Source organism: Terribacillus halophilus (assembly GCF_900101385.1).
GTDB lineage: Bacteria > Bacillota > Bacilli > Bacillales > Amphibacillaceae > Terribacillus > Terribacillus halophilus.
The window spans coordinates 55143-80204 of record NZ_FMZB01000007.1; the positions used below are offsets into that span (position 1 = coordinate 55143).

Annotated in this window: 25 protein-coding genes, 1 pseudogene and 1 other annotated feature (1 of these 27 cut by a window edge); of the genes and pseudogenes, 17 read left to right on the forward strand and 9 right to left on the reverse strand. The window is 41.3% G+C overall.

Annotated elements, in window-relative coordinates:
• Positions 1–82: a binding site (T-box leader), on the forward strand; it begins 141 nt to the left of the window's first position.
• A 125-nt stretch (positions 83–207) separates the two neighbouring features.
• The 5 genes from BLQ53_RS12640 (at position 208) to BLQ53_RS12660 (ending at position 5758) form a co-directional block, all read left to right on the forward strand.
• Entirely contained in the window at positions 208–1572 is a 1365-nt protein-coding gene (locus tag BLQ53_RS12640; protein ID WP_093727679.1) for an amino acid permease, read from the forward strand.
• 269 nt (positions 1573–1841) lie between these two features.
• Positions 1842–2900, forward strand: coding sequence for an iron-siderophore ABC transporter substrate-binding protein (locus BLQ53_RS12645; protein WP_093727680.1), 1059 nt, complete (start codon positions 1842–1844; stop codon positions 2898–2900).
• A gap of 52 nt (positions 2901–2952) precedes the next feature.
• Entirely contained in the window at positions 2953–3924 is a 972-nt protein-coding gene (locus BLQ53_RS12650; RefSeq protein WP_425288306.1) for a FecCD family ABC transporter permease, read from the forward strand.
• Positions 3921–4955 (forward strand): FecCD family ABC transporter permease, encoded by a 1035-nt coding sequence (locus BLQ53_RS12655; RefSeq protein WP_093727682.1) that lies wholly within the window; start codon positions 3921–3923, stop codon positions 4953–4955. The genes BLQ53_RS12650 and BLQ53_RS12655 overlap by 4 nt, the downstream gene beginning before the upstream one ends.
• Positions 4955–5758, forward strand: coding sequence for an ABC transporter ATP-binding protein (locus BLQ53_RS12660; protein WP_093727683.1), 804 nt, complete (start codon positions 4955–4957; stop codon positions 5756–5758). The genes BLQ53_RS12655 and BLQ53_RS12660 overlap by 1 nt, the downstream gene beginning before the upstream one ends.
• Positions 5759–5992: 234 nt before the next feature.
• Here the strand turns inward: BLQ53_RS12660 and BLQ53_RS12665 are convergent, their stop codons facing one another.
• Positions 5993–6886, reverse strand: coding sequence for an AraC family transcriptional regulator (locus BLQ53_RS12665; RefSeq protein WP_093727684.1), 894 nt, complete (start codon positions 6884–6886; stop codon positions 5993–5995).
• Between the two features lie 103 nt (positions 6887–6989).
• Here BLQ53_RS12665 and BLQ53_RS12670 point away from each other — a divergent pair, with 103 nt between their 5' ends.
• On the forward strand, positions 6990–7898 hold the full coding sequence (locus tag BLQ53_RS12670; RefSeq protein ID WP_093727685.1) for a DMT family transporter: 909 nt from the start codon (positions 6990–6992) through the stop codon (positions 7896–7898).
• Positions 7899–8023: 125 nt separating this feature from the next.
• On the opposite strand, the gene BLQ53_RS12675 is transcribed toward BLQ53_RS12670, so the two are convergent.
• Together BLQ53_RS12675 and BLQ53_RS12680 are read right to left on the reverse strand one after the other, a co-directional pair.
• Positions 8024–9238, reverse strand: a complete 1215-nt coding sequence (locus tag BLQ53_RS12675; RefSeq protein ID WP_093727686.1) for an MFS transporter — start codon at positions 9236–9238, stop codon at positions 8024–8026.
• A gap of 268 nt (positions 9239–9506) precedes the next feature.
• Entirely contained in the window at positions 9507–10487 is a 981-nt protein-coding gene (locus BLQ53_RS12680) for an aldo/keto reductase (RefSeq protein WP_093727687.1), read from the reverse strand.
• A gap of 228 nt (positions 10488–10715) precedes the next feature.
• On the opposite strand from BLQ53_RS12680, the pseudogene BLQ53_RS12685 reads away from it, so the two are divergent.
• From BLQ53_RS12685 to BLQ53_RS12710, 6 genes and pseudogenes are all read left to right on the forward strand, one after another.
• Positions 10716–11222: pseudogene (locus tag BLQ53_RS12685) on the forward strand (histidine phosphatase family protein); the annotation flags it as partial.
• A 202-nt stretch (positions 11223–11424) separates the two neighbouring features.
• Positions 11425–12273: a MurR/RpiR family transcriptional regulator gene (locus BLQ53_RS12690; protein ID WP_093727688.1), complete on the forward strand. Its 849-nt coding sequence runs from the start codon at positions 11425–11427 to the stop codon at positions 12271–12273.
• 146 nt (positions 12274–12419) lie between these two features.
• Positions 12420–13085, forward strand: a complete 666-nt coding sequence (locus BLQ53_RS12695) for an RraA family protein (protein WP_093727689.1) — start codon at positions 12420–12422, stop codon at positions 13083–13085.
• An 18-nt stretch (positions 13086–13103) separates the two neighbouring features.
• Positions 13104–13997, forward strand: coding sequence for a DUF1932 domain-containing protein (locus BLQ53_RS12700; RefSeq protein ID WP_093727690.1), 894 nt, complete (start codon positions 13104–13106; stop codon positions 13995–13997).
• A gap of 48 nt (positions 13998–14045) precedes the next feature.
• Positions 14046–15389 carry a TRAP transporter large permease subunit gene (locus BLQ53_RS12705; protein ID WP_093727691.1) on the forward strand — a complete coding sequence of 448 codons (1344 nt, stop codon included), beginning with the start codon at positions 14046–14048 and terminating at the stop codon, positions 15387–15389.
• A 20-nt stretch (positions 15390–15409) separates the two neighbouring features.
• Positions 15410–15661 (forward strand): hypothetical protein, encoded by a 252-nt coding sequence (locus BLQ53_RS12710; RefSeq protein ID WP_093727692.1) that lies wholly within the window; start codon positions 15410–15412, stop codon positions 15659–15661.
• 187 nt (positions 15662–15848) lie between these two features.
• Here BLQ53_RS12710 and BLQ53_RS12715 read toward each other — a convergent pair whose 3' ends face one another.
• The 4 genes from BLQ53_RS12715 to BLQ53_RS12730 all read right to left on the reverse strand — a co-directional run bounded on the left by BLQ53_RS12715 (position 15849) and on the right by BLQ53_RS12730 (position 18946).
• Entirely contained in the window at positions 15849–16412 is a 564-nt protein-coding gene (locus tag BLQ53_RS12715) for a class I SAM-dependent methyltransferase (protein WP_093727693.1), read from the reverse strand.
• Between the two features lie 278 nt (positions 16413–16690).
• On the reverse strand, positions 16691–17329 hold the full coding sequence (locus BLQ53_RS12720) for a DUF1349 domain-containing protein (RefSeq protein WP_093727694.1): 639 nt from the start codon (positions 17327–17329) through the stop codon (positions 16691–16693).
• A 315-nt stretch (positions 17330–17644) separates the two neighbouring features.
• Positions 17645–18226: an ATP-dependent Clp endopeptidase proteolytic subunit ClpP gene (gene clpP / locus BLQ53_RS12725; protein WP_093727695.1), complete on the reverse strand. Its 582-nt coding sequence runs from the start codon at positions 18224–18226 to the stop codon at positions 17645–17647.
• 81 nt (positions 18227–18307) lie between these two features.
• Positions 18308–18946: an RNA polymerase sigma factor gene (locus BLQ53_RS12730; protein ID WP_093727696.1), complete on the reverse strand. Its 639-nt coding sequence runs from the start codon at positions 18944–18946 to the stop codon at positions 18308–18310.
• Between the two features lie 264 nt (positions 18947–19210).
• Here BLQ53_RS12730 and BLQ53_RS12735 point away from each other — a divergent pair, with 264 nt between their 5' ends.
• The 5 genes from BLQ53_RS12735 (at position 19211) to BLQ53_RS12755 (ending at position 23617) form a co-directional block, all read left to right on the forward strand.
• Positions 19211–20476, forward strand: coding sequence for an MFS transporter (locus tag BLQ53_RS12735; RefSeq protein WP_093727697.1), 1266 nt, complete (start codon positions 19211–19213; stop codon positions 20474–20476).
• Positions 20477–20490: 14 nt separating this feature from the next.
• The gene (gene liaF, locus BLQ53_RS12740; RefSeq protein ID WP_093727698.1) at positions 20491–21255 is read left to right on the forward strand and encodes a cell wall-active antibiotics response protein LiaF; all 765 of its coding nucleotides are present in this window, start codon (positions 20491–20493) and stop codon (positions 21253–21255) included.
• Between the two features lie 10 nt (positions 21256–21265).
• Positions 21266–22306: a sensor histidine kinase gene (locus BLQ53_RS12745; RefSeq protein WP_093727699.1), complete on the forward strand. Its 1041-nt coding sequence runs from the start codon at positions 21266–21268 to the stop codon at positions 22304–22306.
• Positions 22307–22319: 13 nt separating this feature from the next.
• Positions 22320–22952: a response regulator gene (locus BLQ53_RS12750; RefSeq protein WP_093727700.1), complete on the forward strand. Its 633-nt coding sequence runs from the start codon at positions 22320–22322 to the stop codon at positions 22950–22952.
• A 374-nt stretch (positions 22953–23326) separates the two neighbouring features.
• Positions 23327–23617: a DUF3784 domain-containing protein gene (locus BLQ53_RS12755; protein WP_093727701.1), complete on the forward strand. Its 291-nt coding sequence runs from the start codon at positions 23327–23329 to the stop codon at positions 23615–23617.
• Between the two features lie 8 nt (positions 23618–23625).
• On the opposite strand, the gene BLQ53_RS12760 is transcribed toward BLQ53_RS12755, so the two are convergent.
• Positions 23626–23895, reverse strand: coding sequence for a phospholipase (locus BLQ53_RS12760; protein WP_093727702.1), 270 nt, complete (start codon positions 23893–23895; stop codon positions 23626–23628).
• A 339-nt stretch (positions 23896–24234) separates the two neighbouring features.
• On the reverse strand, positions 24235–25026 hold the full coding sequence (locus BLQ53_RS12765; protein ID WP_093727703.1) for an ABC transporter ATP-binding protein: 792 nt from the start codon (positions 25024–25026) through the stop codon (positions 24235–24237).
• Positions 25027–25062: the final 36 nt, after the last annotated feature.

A 25062-nucleotide genomic window follows, 5' to 3' on the forward strand; every position in this document is an offset into this window, starting at 1 on the left:
GTTGATAGCCGTTATGAGGAATGAGAGATTGGCATGTTCATGTCAATAATTAGGGTGGTACCGCGATGATTTCGTCCCTGCTGAATAAGTTCAGCAGGGATTTTTTGTTTTCTGAAAATCCTTAAAGGAGGTGGTTGTCCGTGGATGATGACTATTACTATACAAAACGAAACATTACAGGAATTGATATAGAAAGAGGAGAAGAAGATGAGTCAAAATGGTTTGCGCAAAGAGCTTTTACCTAGGCATGTTCAGTTTTTGGCGTTAGCGGGTATGATCGGTACTGGTATTTTCAAAGGAAGTGGGGAAACATTGGGGATTGCCGGACCTGGTGTGGTTGTTTCCTACTTGCTTGGCGGTGCATTATTGCTGATTGTCATGGTTGCTTTGGCAGAAATGGCTGTAGTGTATCCGAATCATAATGTGCAGCATTTGGTTCATAAGGCGTTTGGATTTCATATTTCCTTCATCGTAGGCTGGCTGTACTGGATCAACTGGACACTTGTCACGGTTGTAGAAATCCTAGCAGCAGGTTCGTTTTTACAGTTTTGGTTCACCGATACGCCACTTTGGCTGTTAAGCGCCATTTGTGCAGCACTTATCATCGGAATAAACAGTTTGCAAGTGAAATTTTACGGAGAGATGGAATTTTGGTTCGCTAGTATTAAAATCATCGCGCTAGTTTTATTTATCCTGCTAGGCGGTGCAGTTCTGCTAGGATTGACGGATTTTGCCCCTGACACACCAACACAGCATTTGCTCGGACATGGTGGATTCTTCCCGAATGGTATACAGGGTGTATTCGCTGCCTGCTTGATCGTCATGTTCTCGTTCGGAGGATCTGAACTTATCGGGGTGGCGATTTCGGAAACGAAAGATGTGAAAAAGGTTTTGCCGAAAGTAATCAAAGGCGTCGTCTGGAGGGTACTGTTGTTTTACATTTTACCTATCACAATCATTGCTGGACTCATTCCTTGGAATGAAGTTGCCGGGACAGAGAGCCCGTTCATTCAAGTGATGGACGCCATCGGTATTCCGGGAGTTGCCCATGTGATGAATTTCATTTTACTGACTGCCGTTTTGTCGGCCGCAAATTCAGGAATGTTTGCCACTTCCCGAACTATGTTTTCACTGGCTGAAAAAGGAGAAGCCCCGAAACGCTTAACGAAGACCACGAAATCAGGTGCACCAATCAATGCGATTACTTTGAATGCAGTGTTGTTACTGATAGGTGCAGGATTGGCTTACTTTGCTCCGGAAAGCATTATCGGCACGATGATGACGATCCCAGGGTTCACCATGCTGCTGCTTTGGATCGGAATATGTGCAGCACAGCTAAAGCTGCGCCCTGATTATGCAGAAATGCCACACTTTCGAATGAAGCTGTTCCCGGCGACAACGCTTGTTGGACTGGCAGGTCTTGTCACCATTTTGATCGGGTCATCGTTCAGCAAAGGTATATCCGTTGGAACCGTAGTTTGTTTTACCGCTTTAACAGTATTGTTCGTACTTGCTTTTATTTTGGGGCGGAATAAAAAAGAAGAAGAAACAGAAATAAGAAATGTCCAATGATATATAATTTTCGACTGAAAGAGTCACATCAACTGTGGCTCTTTTTTTTGGATTACGAAGACACTTTTACCTGATAGGATACAAGAAACCTCAATTTTCTCCGAATAGTCTAAAAAGTAGTAAAAAAGCCTTGATTAAAGAATACCATTAATTGTATCATTGATAATGAGAACCAGTATCAATTGGAAATTTTACATAGAGTTATAACAAATGAGTCATCGAGTATGTTGCACGAATAGCAGTATCATATAAAAGGGGAGAAATAAAAAGTGGTCAAAAAACATAAATCGTTTTTTAAAGCGGCAATTTTTGCGGTACTGTTCCTATTGGTTTTGTCTGCGTGTTCCAGTTCATCTAGTACGGAAGAGAATACAGAAGGAAGTAATTCTTCAGGTGGGGAATCAAGTTCTGCAGGTTATCCTATCACGATTGAGCATGCATTCGGAGAAACTGTTTTAGATTCCAAACCTGAGCGGGTAGCAACAATCCAATGGGGCAACCAAGATGTTGCACTTGCACTTGGCGTCGTGCCGGTAGGTTTCTCGGCAGCTAACTTCGGTGTCCAGGATGATAGCGGTTTGCTTCCGTGGACAGCTGAAAAATTGGAAGCGTTAGGTGAAGATAATCCGAATGTTTACCAGGATACAGATGGGCTTGATTTCGAGGCTATCTCAGATTCGCAGCCAGATGTCATTCTGGCTGCGTACTCCGGGATAACGGAAGAAGATTATAATACACTTAGTGAAATCGCACCTGTTGTTGCTTATCCGACATCTCCATGGACGACTTCTTGGCGTGATCAAGTTACCATGAACGCAAAAGGTATGGGTATGGAACAAGTAGGGGAGCAGTTGATCGAGGACACAGAAAGCTTGATAGCTGAAAAAGTGAACGAACATCCTGAAATCAAAGGGAAGAAAGTAGCTTGGGTCAACTTCTCGGCAAATGATCTATCTGAGTTTCATTTATATACACCAGCAGATTCACGGGTTACCTTCTTAGAAGAAATGGGGATGGAATTCCCCGAAAGCATCTCTGATTTAATCGAGGACGAAGCTGCTTATTCACTGAACTTAAGTGCAGAAAATGCAGATGTCCTTAATGATGTAGACTTGATCATCGGGTATGGCGATGACAGCACATATGAAGCTGTGAAAAACGATTCACGATTGGGACAGATTAAAGCTATCCAAAATGGAGCTGTCGTTTTTATCGCTAATAATTCTGATTTGGCGGCAGCTGGTACGCCTAATCCGCTTGCGATTGAGTATACGATTGATAATTATGTAACAAAGATTGATGAAGCGTTAAGTAACAATGGAGAGTAATGTAACAACAAAAAGGCCAGTGGGGCATAAACGAAGCTACTACGCAGGCATTATGCTGGTTTTCTTCCTTTTGCTAGGCATCAGTATCGTGGCATCCCTGGCTTTTGGTTCAAGGTCTGTAACGTTGGAAGATTTAATGGCTGGATTGTTTGCTTACAGCTCCGATTCTTATACGGCAGCTGTCGTTCATGAAAGGATTCCGCGTACGCTATTCAGTTTATTATGCGGAGGGGCACTGGGTGTTTCCGGCGCTCTCATGCAAGCTGTAACGCGAAATCCGCTAGCTGATCCCAGTATATTGGGAGTCAACACAGGTGCTTCCTTGTTTGTGGTTATTGGAATAGCATATTTTAATATTAGCGCGGCTGGTCACTATATTTGGCTTTCGATTTTGGGAGCGATTCTAACGGCTGTCATCGTATACGGAATCGGTTCAATGGGGCGTACAGGCAATACGCCTCTTAAGCTTGTACTGGCAGGGGCGGCTACGAGTGCTATCTTATCTTCCTTGATCAGTGCTATCATGCTGCCCCGCTCTTTTGTTATGGATCAGTTCAGGTTTTGGCAAGTGGGCAGTGTCGGTGCTGCAAACTGGGATTACATATTGATCTTTTTACCTTTTTTGGCAGCTGGAATATTGCTGGCCATTATAATGGCACCATCGCTAAATGCTTTACTGCTGGGAGATGAGATTGCAACCGGTCAAGGCGTTCGAACAGGTTTGCTGACATTTGCAGCTGCTTTCACTGGTGTCATCTTGTGCGGAGCTGTTACAGCATTGGCTGGTCCGATCGGATTCATCGGTCTGCTGGCGACACATCTCATGCGGCTCATGTTTGGTCCTGATTTACGTTTCATTATCCCGATGTCGGCTATTTCGGGTGCTGCTATATTGACTATAGCCGATGTACTTGGCAGATTGATAGGCAGCCCTGGCGAAGTGGAAGCCGGCATCATCACAGCTTTCATCGGTGCTCCGGTATTGATAATACTCGCAACCAGACTGAAGGTGAAGTCATTATGAATACCACCTCTACCATCAGATTGATTAAACAAGGCAGACAGCGTCGTTTCAGAAAATGGCTGGTAATCAACGGAATGCTGGCGCTGCTTGCTATCGGTCTTTGTATTGCCATGCTTTTACTGGGGAATACAATTTATCCTATCTCTGAAGTGTTTCAAGTATTGATGGGGGAGAGAGTTCCGGGAGCATATTTTGCTGTCAACACGATAAGGCTCCCTAGGATGTTAGCCGGTGTTTTTGCAGGCTTGGCTTTTGGAATGGCAGGCCATATTTTCCAAACGATGCTGCGCAATCCACTTGCCAATCCGGATGTACTCGGTATCACGACAGGTTCCAGTGCCGCGGCTTTGTTCAGTATACTTATCTTTCAAACGAGCAATACAGCTGTTTCGTTAGCATCGGTAATAGCCGGACTTGTTACCGTTTTGCTTATTTATCTTTTGTCATCAGGCAGCCACTTTTCAATTGGACGGCTTATCTTGATTGGAATAGGTTTTCAAGCAGCGCTTAGCGCCGTGATCTCCTATTTGCTGATGATCGGCAGTCAAGAAGATATGCCAGCAGCGCTGCGGTGGCTGAGTGGAAGCCTAAATGGCGCTAAAATGGAAACTTTATTACCGCTTATCTGTACAGTGCTGATTTGCGCACCGTTACTTCTTGTTTTAGGAAAGCATTTAGACATACTTGAATTAGGGGAAGAATCGGCTTTATCACTCGGATTAAGCACCAATAAGATAAGATTGATTCTTATACTAAGTGCTGTATTCATGATCGCTTTTGCAACTGCAACCACCGGCCCGATCGCATTTGTCGCATTCCTCTCGGGTCCGATCGCAAAGAGATTGGTAGGGACTGGCTATTCAAATGTGCTGACAGCAGGTCTTGTAGGCATCAATTTAGTGCTCGGTGCAGACTTGATCGGGCAATTCGCCTTCGAAGTCAGGTATCCTGTAGGCATCATAACAGGGTTGGTCGGTGCACCTTATCTGCTTTATTTACTCATACGGATGAATCGAAAGGGATATCTATGATGAAATCGACTCACAATCTTCAAGCAGAGCAAATTGTTGCTGGCTATGATAATAAGAAAATCCTTCACGGAATCGATGCTGGTATTCCAAATAACCAGATCAACGTCATTATTGGTCCTAATGCCTGCGGTAAATCTACCTTGCTCAAAACAATGGCAAGACTGATCAAGCCGATATCAGGAGAAGTCATTCTGGATGGAAGAGCAATCCACAAGATGCCGCCAAAGAAACTGGCTAAAGTATTAGGGGTGTTGCCGCAGTCGCCGGTCGCTCCTGATGGAATATCAGTGGCTGATTTGGTTGGCAGAGGCAGATTCCCGCATCAATCCTTGCTGAGTGGATGGTCGGAAAAGGACTACGAAGCGGTCGAAGAAGCAATGGATATGATGGGGATCACAGATCTTGCCAATAGGCATCTGGATGAATTATCAGGAGGACAGAGACAGCGTGTCTGGATCGCAATGGCACTGGCTCAGCAGACGGATATATTATTCCTTGATGAGCCAACGACATTTTTGGATATCACGTATCAAGTTGAGATCCTCGACTTACTGACAGATCTTAATAATAAGTATGGCACGACGATTGTCATGGTTCTTCATGACATCAATCTTGCAGCTCGCTATGCAGATTATATCTTTGCGCTTCGCAAAGGAGAACTGATAGCAGAAGGACAGCCATCTGACATCATCACGGATGAATTGATCAAAGAAATATTCGGGCTTGATTGTACTGTTATTCAAGATCCAGTGTCCAATACCCCGATGATAGTACCAAGAGGGCGTCATCATGTCTTTAGCTAAGTGAATATATGAAAAAGTTAAAAGCGACAGGGAGCCGTCCTGTCGCTTTTAATTCATGGAGAAATTTAAAGCGGCAATGCCCCAGTCAAAACATAGGTACCTAGATAAATAAAATTGATTGGCCAGGCATACATGACAGATTTCTTCTGGAATAAAGTTCGTTTCGGTGGAAGCAACTAACATATACAAAGCTGGGATGACTGGGTAAATGAGGCGGAATGTTTGATCTAAATTTTATTGGAGCTTTGCCTGCTGCTGTTTTTTATAAGCTAATGGTGTCATTCCGATAGATTCACGAAACTTGGCAATAAAATAACTGCTGCTGTTGAATCCTACTTGATAGGCCACTTCTGTGACATTGGAACTTGGGTCTTGAAGCAAGGACAGGCTTCTATTTATCCGATATTCCATTACATAGTTCATAGGAGATTGTTTGACTATGCGTTTAAAATAACGGCAGCACTCGGCCCGACTTAGCTTGCCGGCTTTTGCGATGTCGGCCAAATTGATTTTATCATCGGAATGCAGATGGATCCAATTGAGCATGTGTTTCATCCGCTGACTTCTTTGCATTTCTGATTCGCTATATTCCAGCTGCATGCCATGCATGATCAAGTTTTGCCATATAAGATTAAGGTGATTTACTACGACTATCTCATAAAATGGATTCTTTTGCTCAATCAGTTGATGAATTTCCAATATTGCTTTAAGGATGTTTCTCTCCCATTCTTCCTTCTTTCCTATATGCAAGTGCGTCAAATTAGTCGCTTGAATATATGGGCTTACATACTTTGTGTGCAGTTCCTTTGACAGAAAAGTGTAAGGAGAAGCGTTTAAACATATATAAATGCAATCTGAATTGTTATAGTCATCAGCTTTATGCAAACAGCCGCTATTGATAAAAATACCTTCGCCTTTGTTAACCATCACTTTCTCTTCATTGATTTGAAATACAGCACTACCATTCAGAATCTGGACAAACTGGACTTCATTATGCCAATGCAGCGGAATATGTCCGTGTATATTTTCCTTGATTGTTGTTTCGTAGCATGCCACAGGTAATTCAACTGTTCTATGCTGGGTTAATTCTTCTAAATCCTGATTGATTAGAAATTCTTTGTTTTGCATCTCTTACCTCAATATACTTATATTTTTATATACGATTTTAGTATCAAATAGATGTATCTTTCATTATCATGACACTATTGTAACAGAGCAGGGGGAATGTAAAGTGAAAAATAATCAACTGATTGGTACTGCATTAGTACTAATTGGAGCTATCTTTTGGGGTGTTTCAGGGACGGTTGCCCAATTTTTGTTTCAAACAAAAGGATTCAGCACGGAGTGGCTTACAGTAGTAAGATTGCTTGCTGCCGGAGTTGTCTTATTGTCAATTGCTTTTGTGAAAGATGGCCGAAAAGTATGGGGGGTGTGGAAAAATAAGCACGAAGCAATCAGTCTTATCCTTTTTGGGATCCTGGGAATGCTCGCAGTCCAATATACATACTTTGCCGCAATTGAACACGGAAATGCAGCGACAGCGACCATACTCCAATATTTGGCGCCAGCAATCATTACTTGTTATTTGGCTGTAAGGTCAAGGCATTTACCATCATTCACAATTGTTCTATCTGTTGTCATTGCGATTATAGGGACATTCCTTCTTGTCACAGGCGGTAACATACAATCTCTTTCCATCTCTGGCTGGGCCGTTTTCTGGGGGGTTGCTTCGGCTTTTGCTTTAAGTTTTTATACGTTGCAGCCTCTAAAGCTGCTTGCTAACTGGGGTGCTAGAATAGTAGTAGGATGGGGGATGCTGATCGGCGGTGTCAGTTTCAGTTTCATCAATCCCCCTTGGGCGATACAGGGAGAGTGGACAATATCCTCAATAGCAGCGGTCATTTTTGTCATTATTTTTGGTACCGTCATTGCTTTTTATTTTTATTTAGAAAGTACGAAATATATTGAAGCCTCCAAAGTGAGTCTGTTAGCTTCAGTTGAGCCGTTATCTGCAACATTTCTCTCTATTATATGGTTCCATATTCCGTATGGTTTGGCAGAATGGGTAGGCACCATTTTTATTATTGGTACCATTACAATCCTTACGGCAGTGAAAGAGAAGGGGAAAGGAAGACTTTGAATCGAAGAATCGAATAATATGGAAGCTAAAAAGACGCTAGTCAGCGTCTTTTTTATTGATGATTTTATACAAGGCTTGCGAACAAGGCTCGATCTCGTGAAATCTATCGGATTACACATGATATGTTAAGAATGGGATGCTTTCTTCGTGTTTGGAGGAATACGATGTTTAACAATTGGAGCTAAGAAATATACAGCGACCACTACAAGAAGCACCGTACTCATTGCATTCAGCAGTCCAATTGCATCTCCTAACATACCTAGTAGCGGGGGACCAACTAAAAAGGCCAAATAGCCGATGATGGAAACAGCTCCGACTCTTTGTGCGGAGTCAATAGGGTCATCACCAGCTGCTGATAAGCCGAGAGGGAATCCAATGGAAGCGCCAATACCCCATAAAAACACACCTAACACTCCTATAGGTAAATTAGGTGCAAAGATCAATACGCCAACACCAATTGCAGCAAAAATTGCAGCGTACCTCAGAACTGTAACACGCCCGAACCGATCCAAGAAAAATCCGGCACTTATCCTGGCAACCAGCATAGCACTTAGAAAAACGACATAGACAAGCGTACCAGATTGAGCCCCCACAGCGAACCCATCAACTATAGCAAGCGGCAGCCACTCATTGGCCGATCCTTCTGCAAAAGCCATGCCTAACACTATCAATCCAATTAAAATAGTACGCTTTTCTTTCCACACATTTGATTTATATTCCCCATCAGCTTTTTCCGTCTCTTTTATGGCTTTTCCGTTTCCGTTGGGGATTTTATTGATAAAAGCACCTATTAAAATGAGTGATATGAATACAATACCGATTAAATGATATAAAGTGGAAATACCAAGTCCTAGTGTCAGATAACCCAAACCTGCACCAATCAACGTTCCTGCACTGAAACAACCATGCAATGCGGGTAAGAGGGTTTTTGAGGCGGCTTGCTCTAACAATGCACCATCAACATTTATGGCGACTTCTCCCATTCCGTACCCCAGACCGAATAGGACCAATGATAGAAAGATTAAAAAGGGTACCGGGAAAAACGAAGCGTTAATGCCTATTAAAGAAAGGCCAAGTATGATGAAGATCAAGCAAATCAATATAACAGGACGGGTCCCCAGTTTGGCAATTACCTTATTTGCGATCAGTAGTCCAACAATGGAACCACATGCCAAACCAAATATAATCCAACCCATTAAAGAGGTAGATGCCTCAAGTGTATTGCGAATATCCGGAGTTCTTGAAATCCATGTAGAAAAAGATAGCCCAGGCAGACTAAAAAGAACAAAAAGAGCATATTTCCACTTTCGTAAATCATGAAATGATAAAGAATTATCCAAAATATCCTCCTCCTATCTGATAAACCAACACTTTTTACATGACGTCTAAATAGAGTTCAAGATTTTACGGAATATAACCTCTGTCAACGACTAATTTTTTCTTATCTAACCTGAAAAGAATTTGTGTATTCTTTCTGTTTAGTAAAAGGCAAAGTCTGTTTTTTAAACCGATTCTGTTATAGGGATAATTTAGGTGAACATACTATTTTGTACTCAGCTTATAATAAAAGCTACTCCGTAAGAGAGTAGCTTTTTGGTAATGTTGTTTTTAGTTTGGTCCGACTACACCATGAGGAACGTACGGTTCTTCCAGATATGTCATTTCTTCATCTGTCAGCTTTACGGATAAAGAACCTACGGCATCTTCCAGATGAGAAATCTTTGTCGCTCCTATGATGGGAGATGTAACTGTTTCTTTCGCCAGCAGCCAGGCAAGTGCAATATGGATATGTGGTATTCCACGTTTTTCTGCAATTTCGGCTACCCGTTCGACAACAAAGCGGTCGGCATCAGCAGTTTTATCGTATTTGGATTTTTGAATTTGATCTGTTTTGGAACGCAGAGTTGTTTCGGACCAATCACGTGTTAGTCTTCCAGAAGCAAGGGGACTGTACGGAGTCACACCGATTTTTTCTTCTTTGCAAAGAGGAAGCATTTCCCGCTCTTCTTCGCGGTAAATGAGGTTGTAATGATTCTGCATCGATACAAAGCGTGTCCAGTTATGTTTCTCTGCTACATGCAATGCTTTTTGGAATTGCCAAGCGTACATGGCAGAGGCCCCGATATATCTAGCTTTTCCGGCTTTCACCACATCGTGCAATGCTTCCATCGTCTCTTCGATCGGGGTGTTATAATCCCAGCGATGGATGATATATAGGTCGATATAATCTGTACCCAGTCTCTTCAGGCTTTTATCAATCTCACTCATGATGGCTTTGCGAGAAAGACCTGCACCATTTGGGCCTTCATGCATGCGCCCATGGATTTTGGTCGCCAGCACTATTTCGTCACGATTTGCATAATCCTTTAAGGCGCGCCCAAGGAATTCTTCACTGGTTCCCATTGAATACACATTTGCCGTATCAAAAAAATTGATTCCGAGATCCAGTGCTTTTTTTATGATGGAACGACTTTGTTCCTCGTCAAGTACCCATTGATGTATCCATTTTTCAGCATCACCAAAACTCATGCATCCAAGACTGAATCTGGATACATCCAAACCTGTATTCCCTAGTTTTGTATATTCCATTTATATAGTCCTCCTCTTAGCAAAGCTGCTCATGTAACCCCTTTCATTATGTCACAAACTTTTGATTAACCATAAACACAATCATATCAAGTTTGTGCCTAATCCTCTCAAAGCTCTTTTAACTAATAAAATTTGTTTAATAGAACTGCATATTTAATTCTTTTCCTAAATAGTGATATACGGCAGGAAATTAAATCTACTTCCTTGATATGGGATTGTTTATTAAAAATGAAGGAGCTGCATAATGAAAAAACACTGTATTTAATGAGACATGGACAAACATTATTCAACAAAAGAAAAAAAGTTCAAGGCTGGTGTGATTCACCACTGACAGCATTAGGTATCAAACAAGCCAAAGCTGCCGCCAACAAGGAACATAATATTGTGTTTGATTAAGCCTTTAGTTCGACTTCGGAAAGAGCGAGTGACACTTTGGAAATTGTGACTGATATGCCATACACGAGATTGAAAGGATTAAAAGAATGGAATTTCGGTACTTTTGAAAGAGAATCCACCACTTCCTTATGATGATTTCTTTGTTAAATATGGTGGTGAAGATCAGGAAGCATTACAAGAAAGAATGGCAGCTACGTACAAAAAATCATGGATGGAGATAACAAAGTCGTCTTAGCTGTATCTCATGGGGCAGCTTGTAGAAACTTTAGGTATTGGGAGCATACAAGTTCCATCGAACAGCAGGAACGCATTGGAAATTGCTGCATCCTGAAATTTGAATAGGAGAACAAAGAATTTAAGCTGGTTGATATAGTTAATCATGATTCAATGAGTTAAGGGATGGAGTTTCAGTAGTTTCTTAGATTATGCCAACAAACTCCGGGCACTCTTATGAGTGTCTTTTTCGTTTATTAGAGGAGATAAAGTATTCGTTTACTGTTAAAATGATTGTATCCAAATTGATTTAAGTAGGTGGAAAACATTGGCTGATCTCGTTCAAAAACTTCAATCAAATGCATTCAATTTGACGGATGCGCAACGGAGAATTGCAGAATATGTCATTCAGAACCCTATGGATGTTGCGTTTCTGACAGTGGATAAACTTGCTACAATGGTAGGGACAAGTACAGCAACGATCATGAGGTTTTCTGCAGCTGTAGGTTATTCGGGATTTTCGGAGCTGCAAAAAGAGCTCCAAGCGTCCATGAAGCACAAGGCAGCACCGCAAACAAGACTGGAAGCAAACTTAAAAAGCACAACTAAAAGTGAACTCATGCATCAGCATGTGGAGCAGCAGTACAATAATATTCAGTCATCATTGGATAGCATCTCGGCCGAGACTTTACAAGAAATAATAAAATTAATCGCTGAATCAGATCAGATACTATGTACGAGTGTACGGAGCGGTAGACCTGTAGGGGAATATCTTTCACTGGGGATAAATCGGATTTTGGGAAACAGCCGTTATTTCAATGCCGATACGACGGATTGGGTAGAGGATGCCGTTACATTTCATGCATCCGATTTGGTCATTGCAGTCAGTTATCCGAGATATGCCAAACGTATCAGTCAGCTTTTACAAGTAGCAAAAGCAGCTGAAACGAAGATAATCCTGATAACGGACAGCTACACATCACCAGTATCAAAATATGCAGATTACATATTGCCTTGCCCTTCACCAAGTATCGGATCACATAATTCCATTGTGTCGGCAATCTTGATTGCTGACTACATTTTAAGCGCCTTGGCAATTAATTATCCGGAGCGTACCAAACCTCGATTAGATAAAATTAACTCCATTCTTACGGAGATGAGCTATCACACGAAATAAAATGTGATGGCTCATTTTTTAATTTATCAATGAAAGCGCTTTACAACGTTATGAAGCAATGGTATCATCTCCTCAACGAGGTTATATTTATTACCTATATGTAGTATCGTTGTAATATTCATTACTTATAAGGGGTGAGTCACAACATGAAGGAAGTTTCGTTGCTGCCTAATGAAGTAATCGAAATGGCCAAAAATTTAAGTTCTACGCTGCTTGCCGATGTAATGGGATGCACGGGTGCGATGGATTACCGGATCAAACCTGTAAGCTCCGGGATGGAAATCGTAGGTACAGCTATGACAGTGAGTCTGAGGCCGGGAGATAATTTAATTCTCCACCAAGCCATCTATTCAGCCAAGAAAGGCCATGTACTTGTAGTTGATGGAAAGGGACACACAAATAATGCCTACTTAGGAGAGCTGATGGCCGGTTCGGCTCAAGCAATTGGTGTGGAAGGTATAGTGATTGATGGTCTTGTCAGGGATAAAAAAGCACTGGAAGAATTAAAATTCCCCATTTACAGTAAGGGTTTTAATCCGAATGGACCTTTTAAAGATGGTCCGGGTGAAGTGAATGAAATCATCTCTTGCGGTGGTGTTCGTGTTGCGCCTGGTGATTTAGTTGTAGCTGATGATGATGGTGTAGTTGTCGTTCCGATTGACCAAATAGACGAAGTACTCCATAAAGCTTTGGAAAAATTGAAGTATGAAGAAAAGAGATTGGAAACAATTGCGCAATACTCATCTCAGGAAAGTCCTGATCCAATGTCCTTGGCGCCAAAATGGTTGGAAAGCAAAATGAAACAGTACTAAGAATAGGGGGTGAACGATATGAAATTAGGGTTTATCGGGTTTGGAGAAGCAGCGTATGAGATGGCCTTTGGATTGAATGCAGAAGGTGTTGATCAAATTTATGCATTTGATGCTCTTTTAGATGATCCAAACTTCTCTGATCGTATAAGAGAGAGAGCAAACAAAGCAAATGTTGAATTATTGGAAAGTGCTGGTGAAGTTGCAGCGGTTTGCAGTGTTGTTATCGCTGCAGTTCCTGCCAATAAGACCTTGGAAGTTGCACAATCACTAGCAGGCAGCTTAGAGAAAGATTTGGTTTATGTGGATGTATCAGCCGCTACTCCAAAAATAAAGAAACAAGCTGCCAGTGTAGTAGAGGATGGGGGAGCTTTGTTTGTCGATGCGGCAATGCTGGGACCATTACCTGTTTATCAGCACAAGGTACCGATTTCTGCAAGTGGAAGTGGAACGGATGGATTTATGAAAAACGTAGCGGATTACGGCATGCAAATCACCAAAATAAGCGACAATCCTGGCGATGCGTCAGCACTCAAGCTGATCAGAAGTATTTATATGAAAGGTGTCGTTGGTTTAATGGTTGAGTTTTTGGAAGCTGCCAAGAAGTATGGAGTGGAAGAAGAAGCCATCCGTTCAATCGATGAGACGATGAACAGCAAGACCTTTGTGGAAACAATGAACCGGTTAGTGACGGGAAGTGCACTTCACGCCAACAGGCGTGCGGTGGAATTGGGAGGTTCCATAGAGATGCTGCAAGAATCCAATCTGGATGCAAGTATTTCGATTGCTGCAAAGGAAAAATTGGAACGTCTTGCCGAATTGAATATCTCGGAAAAATTTAAAGGAAGCAAGCCAGATACGTGGGAAGAGGTCCTCGAACTGCTGATGGAAGAAAAAGAAGTATCTCGCACCTGATTTGTAAGCGTTTTATTTAAAGGCCGAGCTGAAGTGGAGGGAGATTGAATGACTGGTTTTATCGCGCTTGTAGTGTTTATAGCGGTCATTATTATCTGGAATGTAGTAGTGAAGCGGAATATGGGAGAAGCAATGTTGCTTGGTTTCGTTGCCACGGTATTATTTGGTGGAACGGAAGCCCCGAGATTATTTTGGGAAGGTTTGGTTTTTGCTTCCACTTATGAAGTATTATATGCGGCCGTTGCCTTTGTTTTCATGGCTTTTTTAGTGGATAAGCTCAATTTGATCCAAGCCCTTCTGCGTATACTCAATTCACTTATCGGAAAGCTGCCAGGTGGTGCAGCCTACATGAGTACGGTTGGCTCAGCTATTCTTGGAGCCCTATCTGGTTCTAATTCAGCCAATACAGCCACCACTGGATCGATCACAGCCCAGTGGATGATCAAATCTGGCTGGAGCCGTGAAACAACAGCGACAATCCTGGCTGGAAATGGTGGTTTGGGGGCCGCATTGCCACCGAACTCCTCCATGTTCATCATGCTTGGATTTGCACCGGTCGGGGCTGTAGTTGCAGAGGGTGACCTTTACATCGCTCTTTTGATTGGTGGAGCTTACCAGGTCTTGTACCGGCTTATATTGGTATTCATGCTTGTTAAGAAGAACGGTATCAAAGCCCTTCCATCAGAGGATCTGGTCGGTTTCAGGGAAGCTGTTAAGCAGGGCTGGAAGTCCATCTTCATATTCGCCGGTGCCTTGATTCCGATTCTTGTCACAGTAGGACCGGTTGCAGAAGCTTTGACGAATAATCCTAATATCGGACCAGAAGCAATGGACGCAATTTCATTGATTACTTGGATACCTATCCTGATTATGATCATCAGTTTGATTATCGGCTGGAAAAGAACACCTGGATCCCTGGCGCATTGGTCTAAGATGCTGTCATCTGCCATCCCGCAGTTTACAACTATCGGTGCGCTAATGTTGTTTGCTGTGGCTGCGAGCGAAGTACTTTCACAATTAGGGCTTGCAGATGATCTTAGCCATATTACTTCTTCACTTGATGTCCCCAAATGGCTGATGGTACTGATGGTTGGAATATTGGTGACATTGGTAGCTGGACCGCTATCGTCCACGGCGACACTCACAGCAGTTGGTTTGGTATCCTTCTCGGCCTTAACCTCTGCTGGTGTAGACCCAATCGTAGCTGTGGTGGCAATACTGGCATTCTCGTCAACCGAAGGAGCTTCACCACCTGCATCGGGTTCAATATTCATTGCTTCCGGATTGGCAGGAGCAAGACCGGAAAAAACGTTCATGCCGCTTATTGCTTATTATATGCTTCCAATCGTAGCGATCGGCTGGTTGATTGGAATGGAGATACTACCTGTATAAATGAAGGGGAGTCGATATTTATGCGGAAAATCGCGGAGATTTTGTTTAAAGTATTGCTTGTAGCTTTCCTGACTTGCGGCACTTTACTCGTGGTGGGCCAGATGATAGGCATAATACTGCAAAAGGGAGATCTTATCATCCAAAGTGCTGAATGGTTTAAAAATCCCACCATTATTCTGAGTGCATTATTCAGTCTTGTGGGCTTTTCCTTGAATTACTTGCCAGAAAAGAAAGAAGTGAATGAACAAGATAATAGTATGTATGGAGGTTAATACAAATACTAATTGCTTTGTAAGTAAGTTTATTGGCTGGCATGAGTCCGGTACAATACCGTCTTCACACCAGCCAACTGGCTATTTAACATTGAACTCTAACCTTTAGGATGCACATCAATAATGTTCAGTCTTTTTGTACATTCGTTCCTACCCACTTTTATACATTCTAACACTGGCGACAACTCTACAAATCATTCTTCTGAGCTAGGATAATATAGATAGACTGGTTCGCAACTTTTTCTGATGGATAAATCTTATCTACAATTGAAAAGCCAGCATTAAGGATTTCAGCTTCCATATCTTTAGAAGAAACTCTTGGTCCAGTAGAAGTTTCATTCTTCTCAAATTCAATACATAAGAACAAGCCTTTGTCTTTCAAGATTCTGTTGATTTCTTTCAAAGCTATTGAAAGGGGCTGAACTTCGTGCAAAGCTATTGAAGCAATAGCTATATCAAAAAAATGGTTATCTAACGGAATATCTTTAAAGTTACCTGCAACAGTATTAATGTTTGTGATGTCTCTTTCCTTTGCTACTGTATCCAAGTATTTAAGGATATCTTCATCATAATCGAATGCATAGACAGTTTTAACGAGTTCAGCAATAGCAAGGGAAATGTAACCAGTACCAGCTCCAAGATCTAATACAAGGTCATCTTTTTTGATAGGTAAAAACTCAAATAATTTATCTGCAGGAAATCTATCGCCATTTTCTAAGTTGTTGATTTTCTTTTGTAATTTGGGATTCATATGAATAGCTCCTTTAATTGAAGATATGATGACTCTTCAATGACTATAATGGATATTCATCTTTTTGTAAATAGTAATTCTTTACGATTATCGTATAGAATTTGTATATTTCATCATCATTCTTGTCGGCTAGAAAGTCATAACCCCTAAGTCCATTTTATAATATTTTACAATTTTTAGTTTGAAACCTTCGCTATATTTCACCATAAAAATGCACGCCAAAAGTTATGTGTCACTCTAACTTTTGGCGCGCAGTCCAGATACCATGAGCAGGAAACTTACAAGTAAGCTTCCTTTGGATCAGATGAAAGTTCTTCTATGGTAAGAAAATCAAAACGCACAGACTGATCCTTTCCTTGAGGGCTGCATGCAAATAATCCAGCAGAAATTGGAACATCATCGGGAATGTCCAAATGTGCTATCCGCATTTGCATCCATTCTTCGCCATCCCAGGAAAAATCAATATAACAATTAGAAGCAATTCTGGATATCCGGAAGTATAAGTCAATCTCTTTATCCTTTACATACTGTGTTGACCAATCGGAGTACCCTTGATTTGTAACTACTGCGCCCAATTTGCTTAAACTAGTTGTTATATATTCTAAGGATGTTTTTACCCAGGTATTCTTTGAATGGCGAATCATCAACCCTGCATGGTCATACTTTGCATTTGGCAATGCTTTAACCTTTGTGGTCATCCTAAAGTTCTTATCTGTTTTTGTATAAAGAAAATGCCCATTGTCATTTTCAAAGCCATAATGTGTTTTTTGCCAGAAATCTGTTTCCGGATCGGTTACTAAAACTAACTGAGAACTAGCTGTGTCAATAAACCATTTCTTAGGTTCATAACGCCATTGGAGTAAGCTATTTAATTCTTTACTTTCAAATTTCTCTTCTAAAAGCACTGGTTTTGCCACTTGAATCCCTCCAATTTCTGCAATCAATAGTAATTCATTACCATTATACTTTTCCTGTACCTAGGATAGGAAAAGAATATTGTTTATTGCTATGGTTTTAGGAGCAGCTGTGGGATCGAAATTAGTCTCAAAAAAATCCCCCCCTAATTTGAGGTGTATCTCAGGTTGGGGGGATTTTTCATAAATAATATCATTTGTGCAGTCAGGGGAGCTTATAGCAGGAAATTACAAAATTTGTTTGCGTTAATTTTTCTGTTTCTAGGTCTCGCCGAGTACCTGAAATTCCTTAAGAGCATATTTATACGTATGCAGTTCTCATTTGCGGATCAAAACGGCGTCAATAATCCCATAATCCTTCGCCTCCATAGCACTCATAAAATAATCACGATCAGTATCGGCAGCTACTTTTTCGATCGGCTGTCCGGTAAAATCCGCTATTATTTGGTTAATATGCTGCCTTTGTTTAATAATCCTTTTAGCAGTAATCTCAATATCGGCTGCCTGACCTCTGGCTCCTCCAAGCGGCTGATGAATCATAATTTCACTATTTGGCAGAGCATATCTTTTTCCCGGCGTTCCGGCAAGAAGCAGCATTGCACCAAAAGAAGCAGCCATGCCTGTGCAAATCGTCTGTACATCAGGTTTTATATACTGCATTGTATCGAGAATTGAAAAACCTGCTGATATCGAACCTCCTGGGCTATTGATGTATAGTGAAATATCCTTATCCGGGTCGTCTGCAGCTAGGAATAACAGCTGCGCCACAATTGCATTGGCCATGCTATCGTTGATTTCTTCACTCACCATTATGATTCGATCTTTTAACAATCTTGAATAGATGTCATAGGATCGTTCGCCCATATTCGATTGCTCCACTACATAAGGTATTGCAGTCATTGTTAACACTCTCCTTTCATTCTTCTTAATTAGAACGAAATGAAAATGTTATAAGATATGGGCAAAAAAATAACTGCAGCTTTAGGCTGCAGCCATATAAACATTTGAGTTTGTTTGAAGGGAAGACTTTGAAGCATGAAGCATATTAGGTAGTAAGCGAATAAGCTCTGCAGGATCGTCTTTGTTCAGTGTGACTTCCACAAGTTCCAAGATTTCCTCCTGCTGCAAGTTTTCCCAAGAGCTCCGGACGAGTGGGTGTATAGTGTCGTTTGAAATATTCATGCGTCCTCTGTGTAGAAGCGCTTTAACAGCCGATTCGTTTATACCGAGTAACGCTGCAATTTCTGTAGATTGAAAATGAAAAGCTTCCTTTAAGACAAAAACGACCAGTTGCTTTGGTGTAAGTTTTCGTAGATGATCCATCTGCTGCTCTGACTCTTTCTTATCTGCTGTCGCTAAGTCATGAATTTCAGATACAAGCTCTTCTTTTTTCCGCTTGCGTATCCGATCTATCCAGGCATGATAAGCAATCTTTTTCAACAGGCTGACTGGCGGAGGAAACGTGTCTTCCTTATATTTTGTCAGTGTCTTTAAGACTGCCTCTTGTGTTATTTCTTCGCTATCCCATTTATTCTTCGTAAGATATAGACAGTAATGTGACAGCTTATCCATTGTTTCCTCTATTTGAGACTGACGATCAACTTGCTTTGGCCGCTCCATTTTTTCACCCCTTTATTGTTTATACGTTCTTCAATTTTAAAAAGGTATGGGTGTTCATTATTTTTACAATACCATTTCACTTCTTTATATCAAAGCAGATCGTAAACTTAAAGATCACTTGTAGATGGATCGAGTTATTGCTGTACTGAATGGTCCGAGAATTGTCTCCGTCTTAAGGCGGAGACAATTCCAATCCAAAGTTCGTTTTCTGTGTATTTCTGCCCGGTTACACTAAAGGTAACAAACGGAAAGAAGGTCGGAGAAATGGCAGAAGAAGTAATGGTAAGCAAATGGCAGCTGTTTCGCAATCGTAATTTTAGGCTGGTATTTATCAGTATGTTATTTTCTGCTCCAGGTTATTATGTTTACTTAATGGGTGCGGAATGGCTAATGTTGTCCATCACTGAAAATCGGTTTTATTTTGGGATGCTCTTCTTTGCAGCTTCGGTTCCAAGGCTATTATTTATTATTATTGGCGGCATAACAGCAGACCGTATATCGAAAAAATTAATTTTACTTACGTCTGACGCCTCTAGGGCAATATTGGTTGGTATCGTAATTGTACTCTTGCTTACGGATATGTTACAGCCTTGGCACTTACTTGTATTGTCTGCGCTTTTTGGAGTGTCGGATGCATTTTCTTATCCGGCAGCAAGTTCATTATTGCCAGAAGTACTTAAACCAGAGAACTTGCAGCAAGGTAATGCGATGGTGCAAATGACGAATATGGTCAGTCCTATTGTGGGACCGGCTATCGGAGGAAGTCTCATTGTGCTGGGTGGATTTCCTGCAGTATTTACTCTTGCTATTGTCATGTTATGTGCAGCAACTTTCTCTATTTCCTTGCTGCGGACAATCTCAACGCAGAAAGAACTAGCTGAGATAAAACAATCACCACTAGAAGATGTGAAAGCAGGTTTCAACTATGTAAAACATAATCCTTTGATTCGTACCATAATGATAGTGAGCTTCTTCATCAACTTTTTCCTGACTGGTCCGGTTTCTTTATCGGTCGCATTGCTGGCAAAGGATGTCTTTGAAACGAATGCGTTAGGTTTGACGATCTTAGAAGGTACATTAGGGATTGGATCTCTTGCTGCAGCGCTTAGCCTGGTGCTGCTCAAAAACTTAAAGAATCCAGGACATACAGTAATATTCAGTTTGATCACAATGAGTGCATTCTTTATTTTGTACGGTGCAGCAATTCATTTTTGGTCCTCTGCAGCAGCGATTTTTGCTATTGGTATCTGTCTTCAATTAACCAATATACCAATCTCGACTATGCTGCAGCAGACAACAGATCGACGGATGATCGGCAGGGTGATGAGTATCATGGCTCTTGCTTCGACCGGCCTTATTCCAGTGTCCTATATGGTTACATCGGCATTGCTGGGAATTGGTGTTAGTATCCAGGTTCTTTGTATTACTGGAGGAATATCAGTCATGGTTACCGGAATTTTGTGCCTTCGAAATAAACAACTTACTTCATTTAACAGTTATAATAAGGAAAAGCATCAAGAAATGGTATAAGCAGGTGGGATAATATGAAACGAATGTGGAGTAATTTATTTGCTATCGCAATTATTGTGATCGGGTTAGTACTAGTATTGTCGAATATAGGCGTAATTGATTGGAATTACAGCGAAATCTGGCATTATCTGTATCCAGTATTCATTGTATTACTCGGATTGAAAGCCTTAATAGATTTTTTACGAGGCGACGGAGGCTTTTGGTTTGGCATATTCTGTCTTCTGTTCGGCGGACTGCTTGTCCTTGATCGCTTTGAAATACTGACTTTTGAATTCTCGGATGTGTTTAAGCTTTGGCCGCTGCTTATCATATTTATGGGAGTCAGTTTGCTTCGTTTTGGCAAAAAGGGTAAAAAGCACAAAGCTGCTGTGAACATAGAATGGAATGACCGTAAGAACAAGAAAGAATACAAAAAATATCAAAATTATGCAGTGGGTGATCATCGTTTTGATAGTGAAGGGTGGACAGTGGAACCTACTCAGGTGAAGAATGCTGTAGGAGAGTATTATGTGGACTTTACGAAAGCTTTCATTCCAAATGAGGAAATACCTTTTCATTTAAAGGGATGGGCCGGAGAAGTACGAATTATCCTTCCTGATAACCTAGAGTTCCGTTTGGAAGCATTGATTAAGGCGGGGGAAATAAATGTCTTTGGAGAAACTTCCGAGGGTATCAACCGCAGGACCTATTATGAAACTCCCGGATATGCAGATGCGATCCGTAAGCTCGATATCTACATCGACTATAAGGCAGGTCAAATACGAGTGGATCGGATTTGAGGTGATATAGATGTTAAAGAAACTTAATAGTATTCGATACTCGTATATCAAAACTAATGTACGCACGTTGTTCCTAAACGCAATTCTGTTACTCGGTATTCTACTGTCTGTCCATGTTTTACTTGAACCGATATGGCTAAGTGTACAAGCGATTTTCATGTTTTTGCTGATATATATTATTCTTCATCTTATTACATCCATTTTTGTTGGCTTTCAAGATAGCAAAGAAATAAAGGATCGCATGGATTATTTGTCATTGTTTATTACGATGGTTGCCAATGGAAACTATAAAGCGAAGATTGTGGACAACAGCAACGATGAGATAGCTCGAATAGGTAAAGATTTGAATGAGTTGACAGATAAAATGTATGCGCAAGTAAAATCGCTTCAACGTATGGCGGATGAGAAGGCAGAACTTGCAGAAGGATCCAGCAGAGCAGCTGCAATGGAAGAACGTCAACGCCTGGCAAGGGATTTGCATGATGCGGTCAGCCAGCAATTATTTGCATTGACAATGATGTCGAAAGCTGGCGTAAAGATGTTTGATAAGAAACCAGAAGTTGCCAGAGACAAGATCGTAGAAGTTTCGCAAATAGCACAACAGGCGCAGACCGAAATGCGGGCACTGCTGTTGCATTTGCGACCTGTACATCTTTCAGGAGAGTCCCTTGGCAGCGGAGTCGAAAAGCTGATAGAAGAGTTGAAATCTCGCACGCAACTTGTATTCAATGTACATATTGAAGAAACGAAGCAATTATCTAAATCGATGGAAGAACATCTGTTTCGTATTATACAAGAAGCTCTTTCAAATACATTGCGTCATGCTGAAGCAAGTGAAGTAACGATTGAATTGTTTACAAAAGGTATGGATGTAGCAGTTAACATACAGGACAACGGCAAAGGCTTCGATACAAAAGTTGTACAGCAGAGAAAAACATCCCTTGGATTAAAAACCATGCAGGAACGCTGTGAAGAATTGGGCGGTACGTTTACAGTTAGGGCCAGTGCAGGCATTGGTACGCAGATTGGTCTTCGAATACCGACAAAATAAGGGGCTTGATTTGATGATACGGATTGTAGTAATAGATGATCACGATATTGTAAGGAAAGGGCTGATAGCCTATTTGGAAACAGAAGATGAGTTTGACATCGTCGGTCAAGCCAGCAGCGGCCGAGAAGGCATTCGATTAGTTCAGCAGGAAAATCCAGATGTCGTACTCATGGATTTGATCATGGACGATGGCAATGGGATAGAAGCGACTAAGGAAATCATGGCGACGGGTTCAGCTGCTAAAATTATCATTCTAACAAGCTTCTACGACGACGAACAAGTTTTCCCGGCTTTGGAGGCAGGAGCATTCAGCTATATGCTGAAAACATCAACAGCAGAACAAATTGCTGAAGCTATTAGAAAAGCTGCCATTGGGGAGACAGTTATGGAGGCTGCCGTAGCTGCAAAAGTTATGAACAGCTTTCGCCAGAAAAAACAGCTGCCCCATGATCAATTGACAGAAAGAGAATTTGAGGTGCTCTGTTGTATCGGCCAGGGAATGACGAATCAGGAAATTGCAGATAAACTGTTTATCGGGATTAAAACCGTTAAAACACATGTCAGCAATATATTGGCAAAGCTGCAGGTGAATGATCGGACCCAGGCTGCGGTATATGTGCATCAAAACAAGCTGCTGGAGTCATGAATGGAAGGGTTCCGTTGAAGCTCTTTTTTCGTTAACTCTTAACCCTGTTTCGGGATTTTGAAATGTGCAGAGCGACTACAACTTATTGTTGGATTGGATTAAATCTATCGATACAAAATTGAATATTGTCGATAGCCTATAAGAGGGGATATAGAAAACAAAAATGAGCCGCCAAAAGTGAATTTGATTTCTGATATATTGATTGGTTAAAGAACAGAGATATTGCATAAAGAGGCGCAGAATGAGAAAAGAATACCCGAGGTTTGATTTATTTAATATAATGGATAATAATGCTATGTGACAGTCTTTTTTTCTTTGATTGTTAAACCTCTGTGAGCATTGTAAACCTAGAATTCTTTCCAAGGAGGCAGATCATGGAACACGAAATTTTTTCTGTTTTCTTAGGCGTTGTGTTCATCGTGCTGGCTTATTTGGTAAATGTCAAAAAGATGGTCAGCATTCTGAGAGGCTATAATCAGCAGCGAATCCGGTACAAACAAAAATTTATTGATCTTGTCAGCCCGTTTTATTTAATTAGCGGAACTATCTTGATTTTAGTGCCTTTTATTTTCTCGTCAGAATGGAGTATAGTTGCCATGCAATTAGTCATCATGGCTAATTTGATTCTGTTGATCTATGTGAATGTAAAGATGGTAGACAAGTAATTTCGCCCCTACTTTCTAAATCTACTGCAAGTTATTCTGGTTTGAAGTTTCATATAATTATACATCAGCTTTGCATGTCGGCCTTCTTGCGTATGCGGATTGATTAGTGGACGAAGTCGGTTCATAAATGCTTGATCACATTCACAGCGATTTCCATTTCTTTTGTAGCAGATATCATGCTGCTTACATGCAGCATCAACTCTATTGACGGGAGCACCTGGCCCGCTGCAGCCCGGTCCGCACCAGTTATAGCCAGGGAAAATACAAAATCGCGGCATATTATCCCTCCTTCTAGTTCAAAAAGTACTCATAGTCCAGACTATTCACAATCCACTCATTGCGTATATGCTGTTATCATGTCAGAATGACCATTTTTATTGATAGGAGAATTTGCAGGATTTATCAATAACGGGATGTTTTCAAAACATAAAAACGGTCAGTGGCTTATGCCTCTGACCGTCTGTTTTTTATCCGCTTTCTTTTACCGGGGATTTGAACCTTCCCGTCTGCTTCAGTAGAGAAATTTTGAAACGCTTCGCCATCATTTCATCCTCTTTAATCGAAGCAATCTAGCTTTCGTATTCTGGACTTTAACGCAACCAGAAAACAGAAACACCTCACTTACTTGCCATCTGTATTCGGGAAAGCAGGGGGCGATCATTCTCCCACAATACGCTCACCGGAATGCCGAAGAATTCGGAAAGACGGTCACTTGATATCATACGAATCGTGTCTCCAGATGCAAACACTTTTCCTTCCTTGAGCAGTAGTGTTTTATCGAACATAGGTAAAATTTCTTCGATATGATGGGTAACAAAGATGATAGTAGGGGCATCTGGTTTATTGCTGATTCTTTCAATGGATTCAAGCAATGCTTCTCGTGCCAAGAAGTCCAGTCCATTGGCGGGCTCGTCCAGTATAAGCAGCGGCGGATCGGCCATCAGTGCACGTGCAATCAATACTCGCTGCCTTTCTCCGAGCGACAGCGTCTCATAGCGGCGGTTCGCGTAATCAAAACAGCCAAGATCATAAAGCAGTTGTGCAGCCCTTTCCCTTATTTCATCTGTAGGGGTTTCATAAAGACCGATGGAAGCATAAGCGCCGCTGAGTACGACTTCGAATGCATTATCACTTGATTCGATCTTTTGCTGTAAGGATGAAGAGACATAACCGATTTGAATCCGCAGTTTTTCAGCTAAATATGTACGGCCGAATTCCATACCTAAAACACTCATCGTCCCTGTTGTTGGGAAGGCGTAGGCATTCAATAGATTCAGCAATGAAGTTTTGCCGGAGCCATTCAATCCAAATAATATCCAATTCTGTCCTTTTTCCACTTGCCAATTCAGGTCTTGTAAAATCCAATTCCCGTCTCTTTTTAAAGACACATTTTTTAATTCAGCTATCATTTCCATCACCCTCCAATATTTCGTTTTCCTATGAAG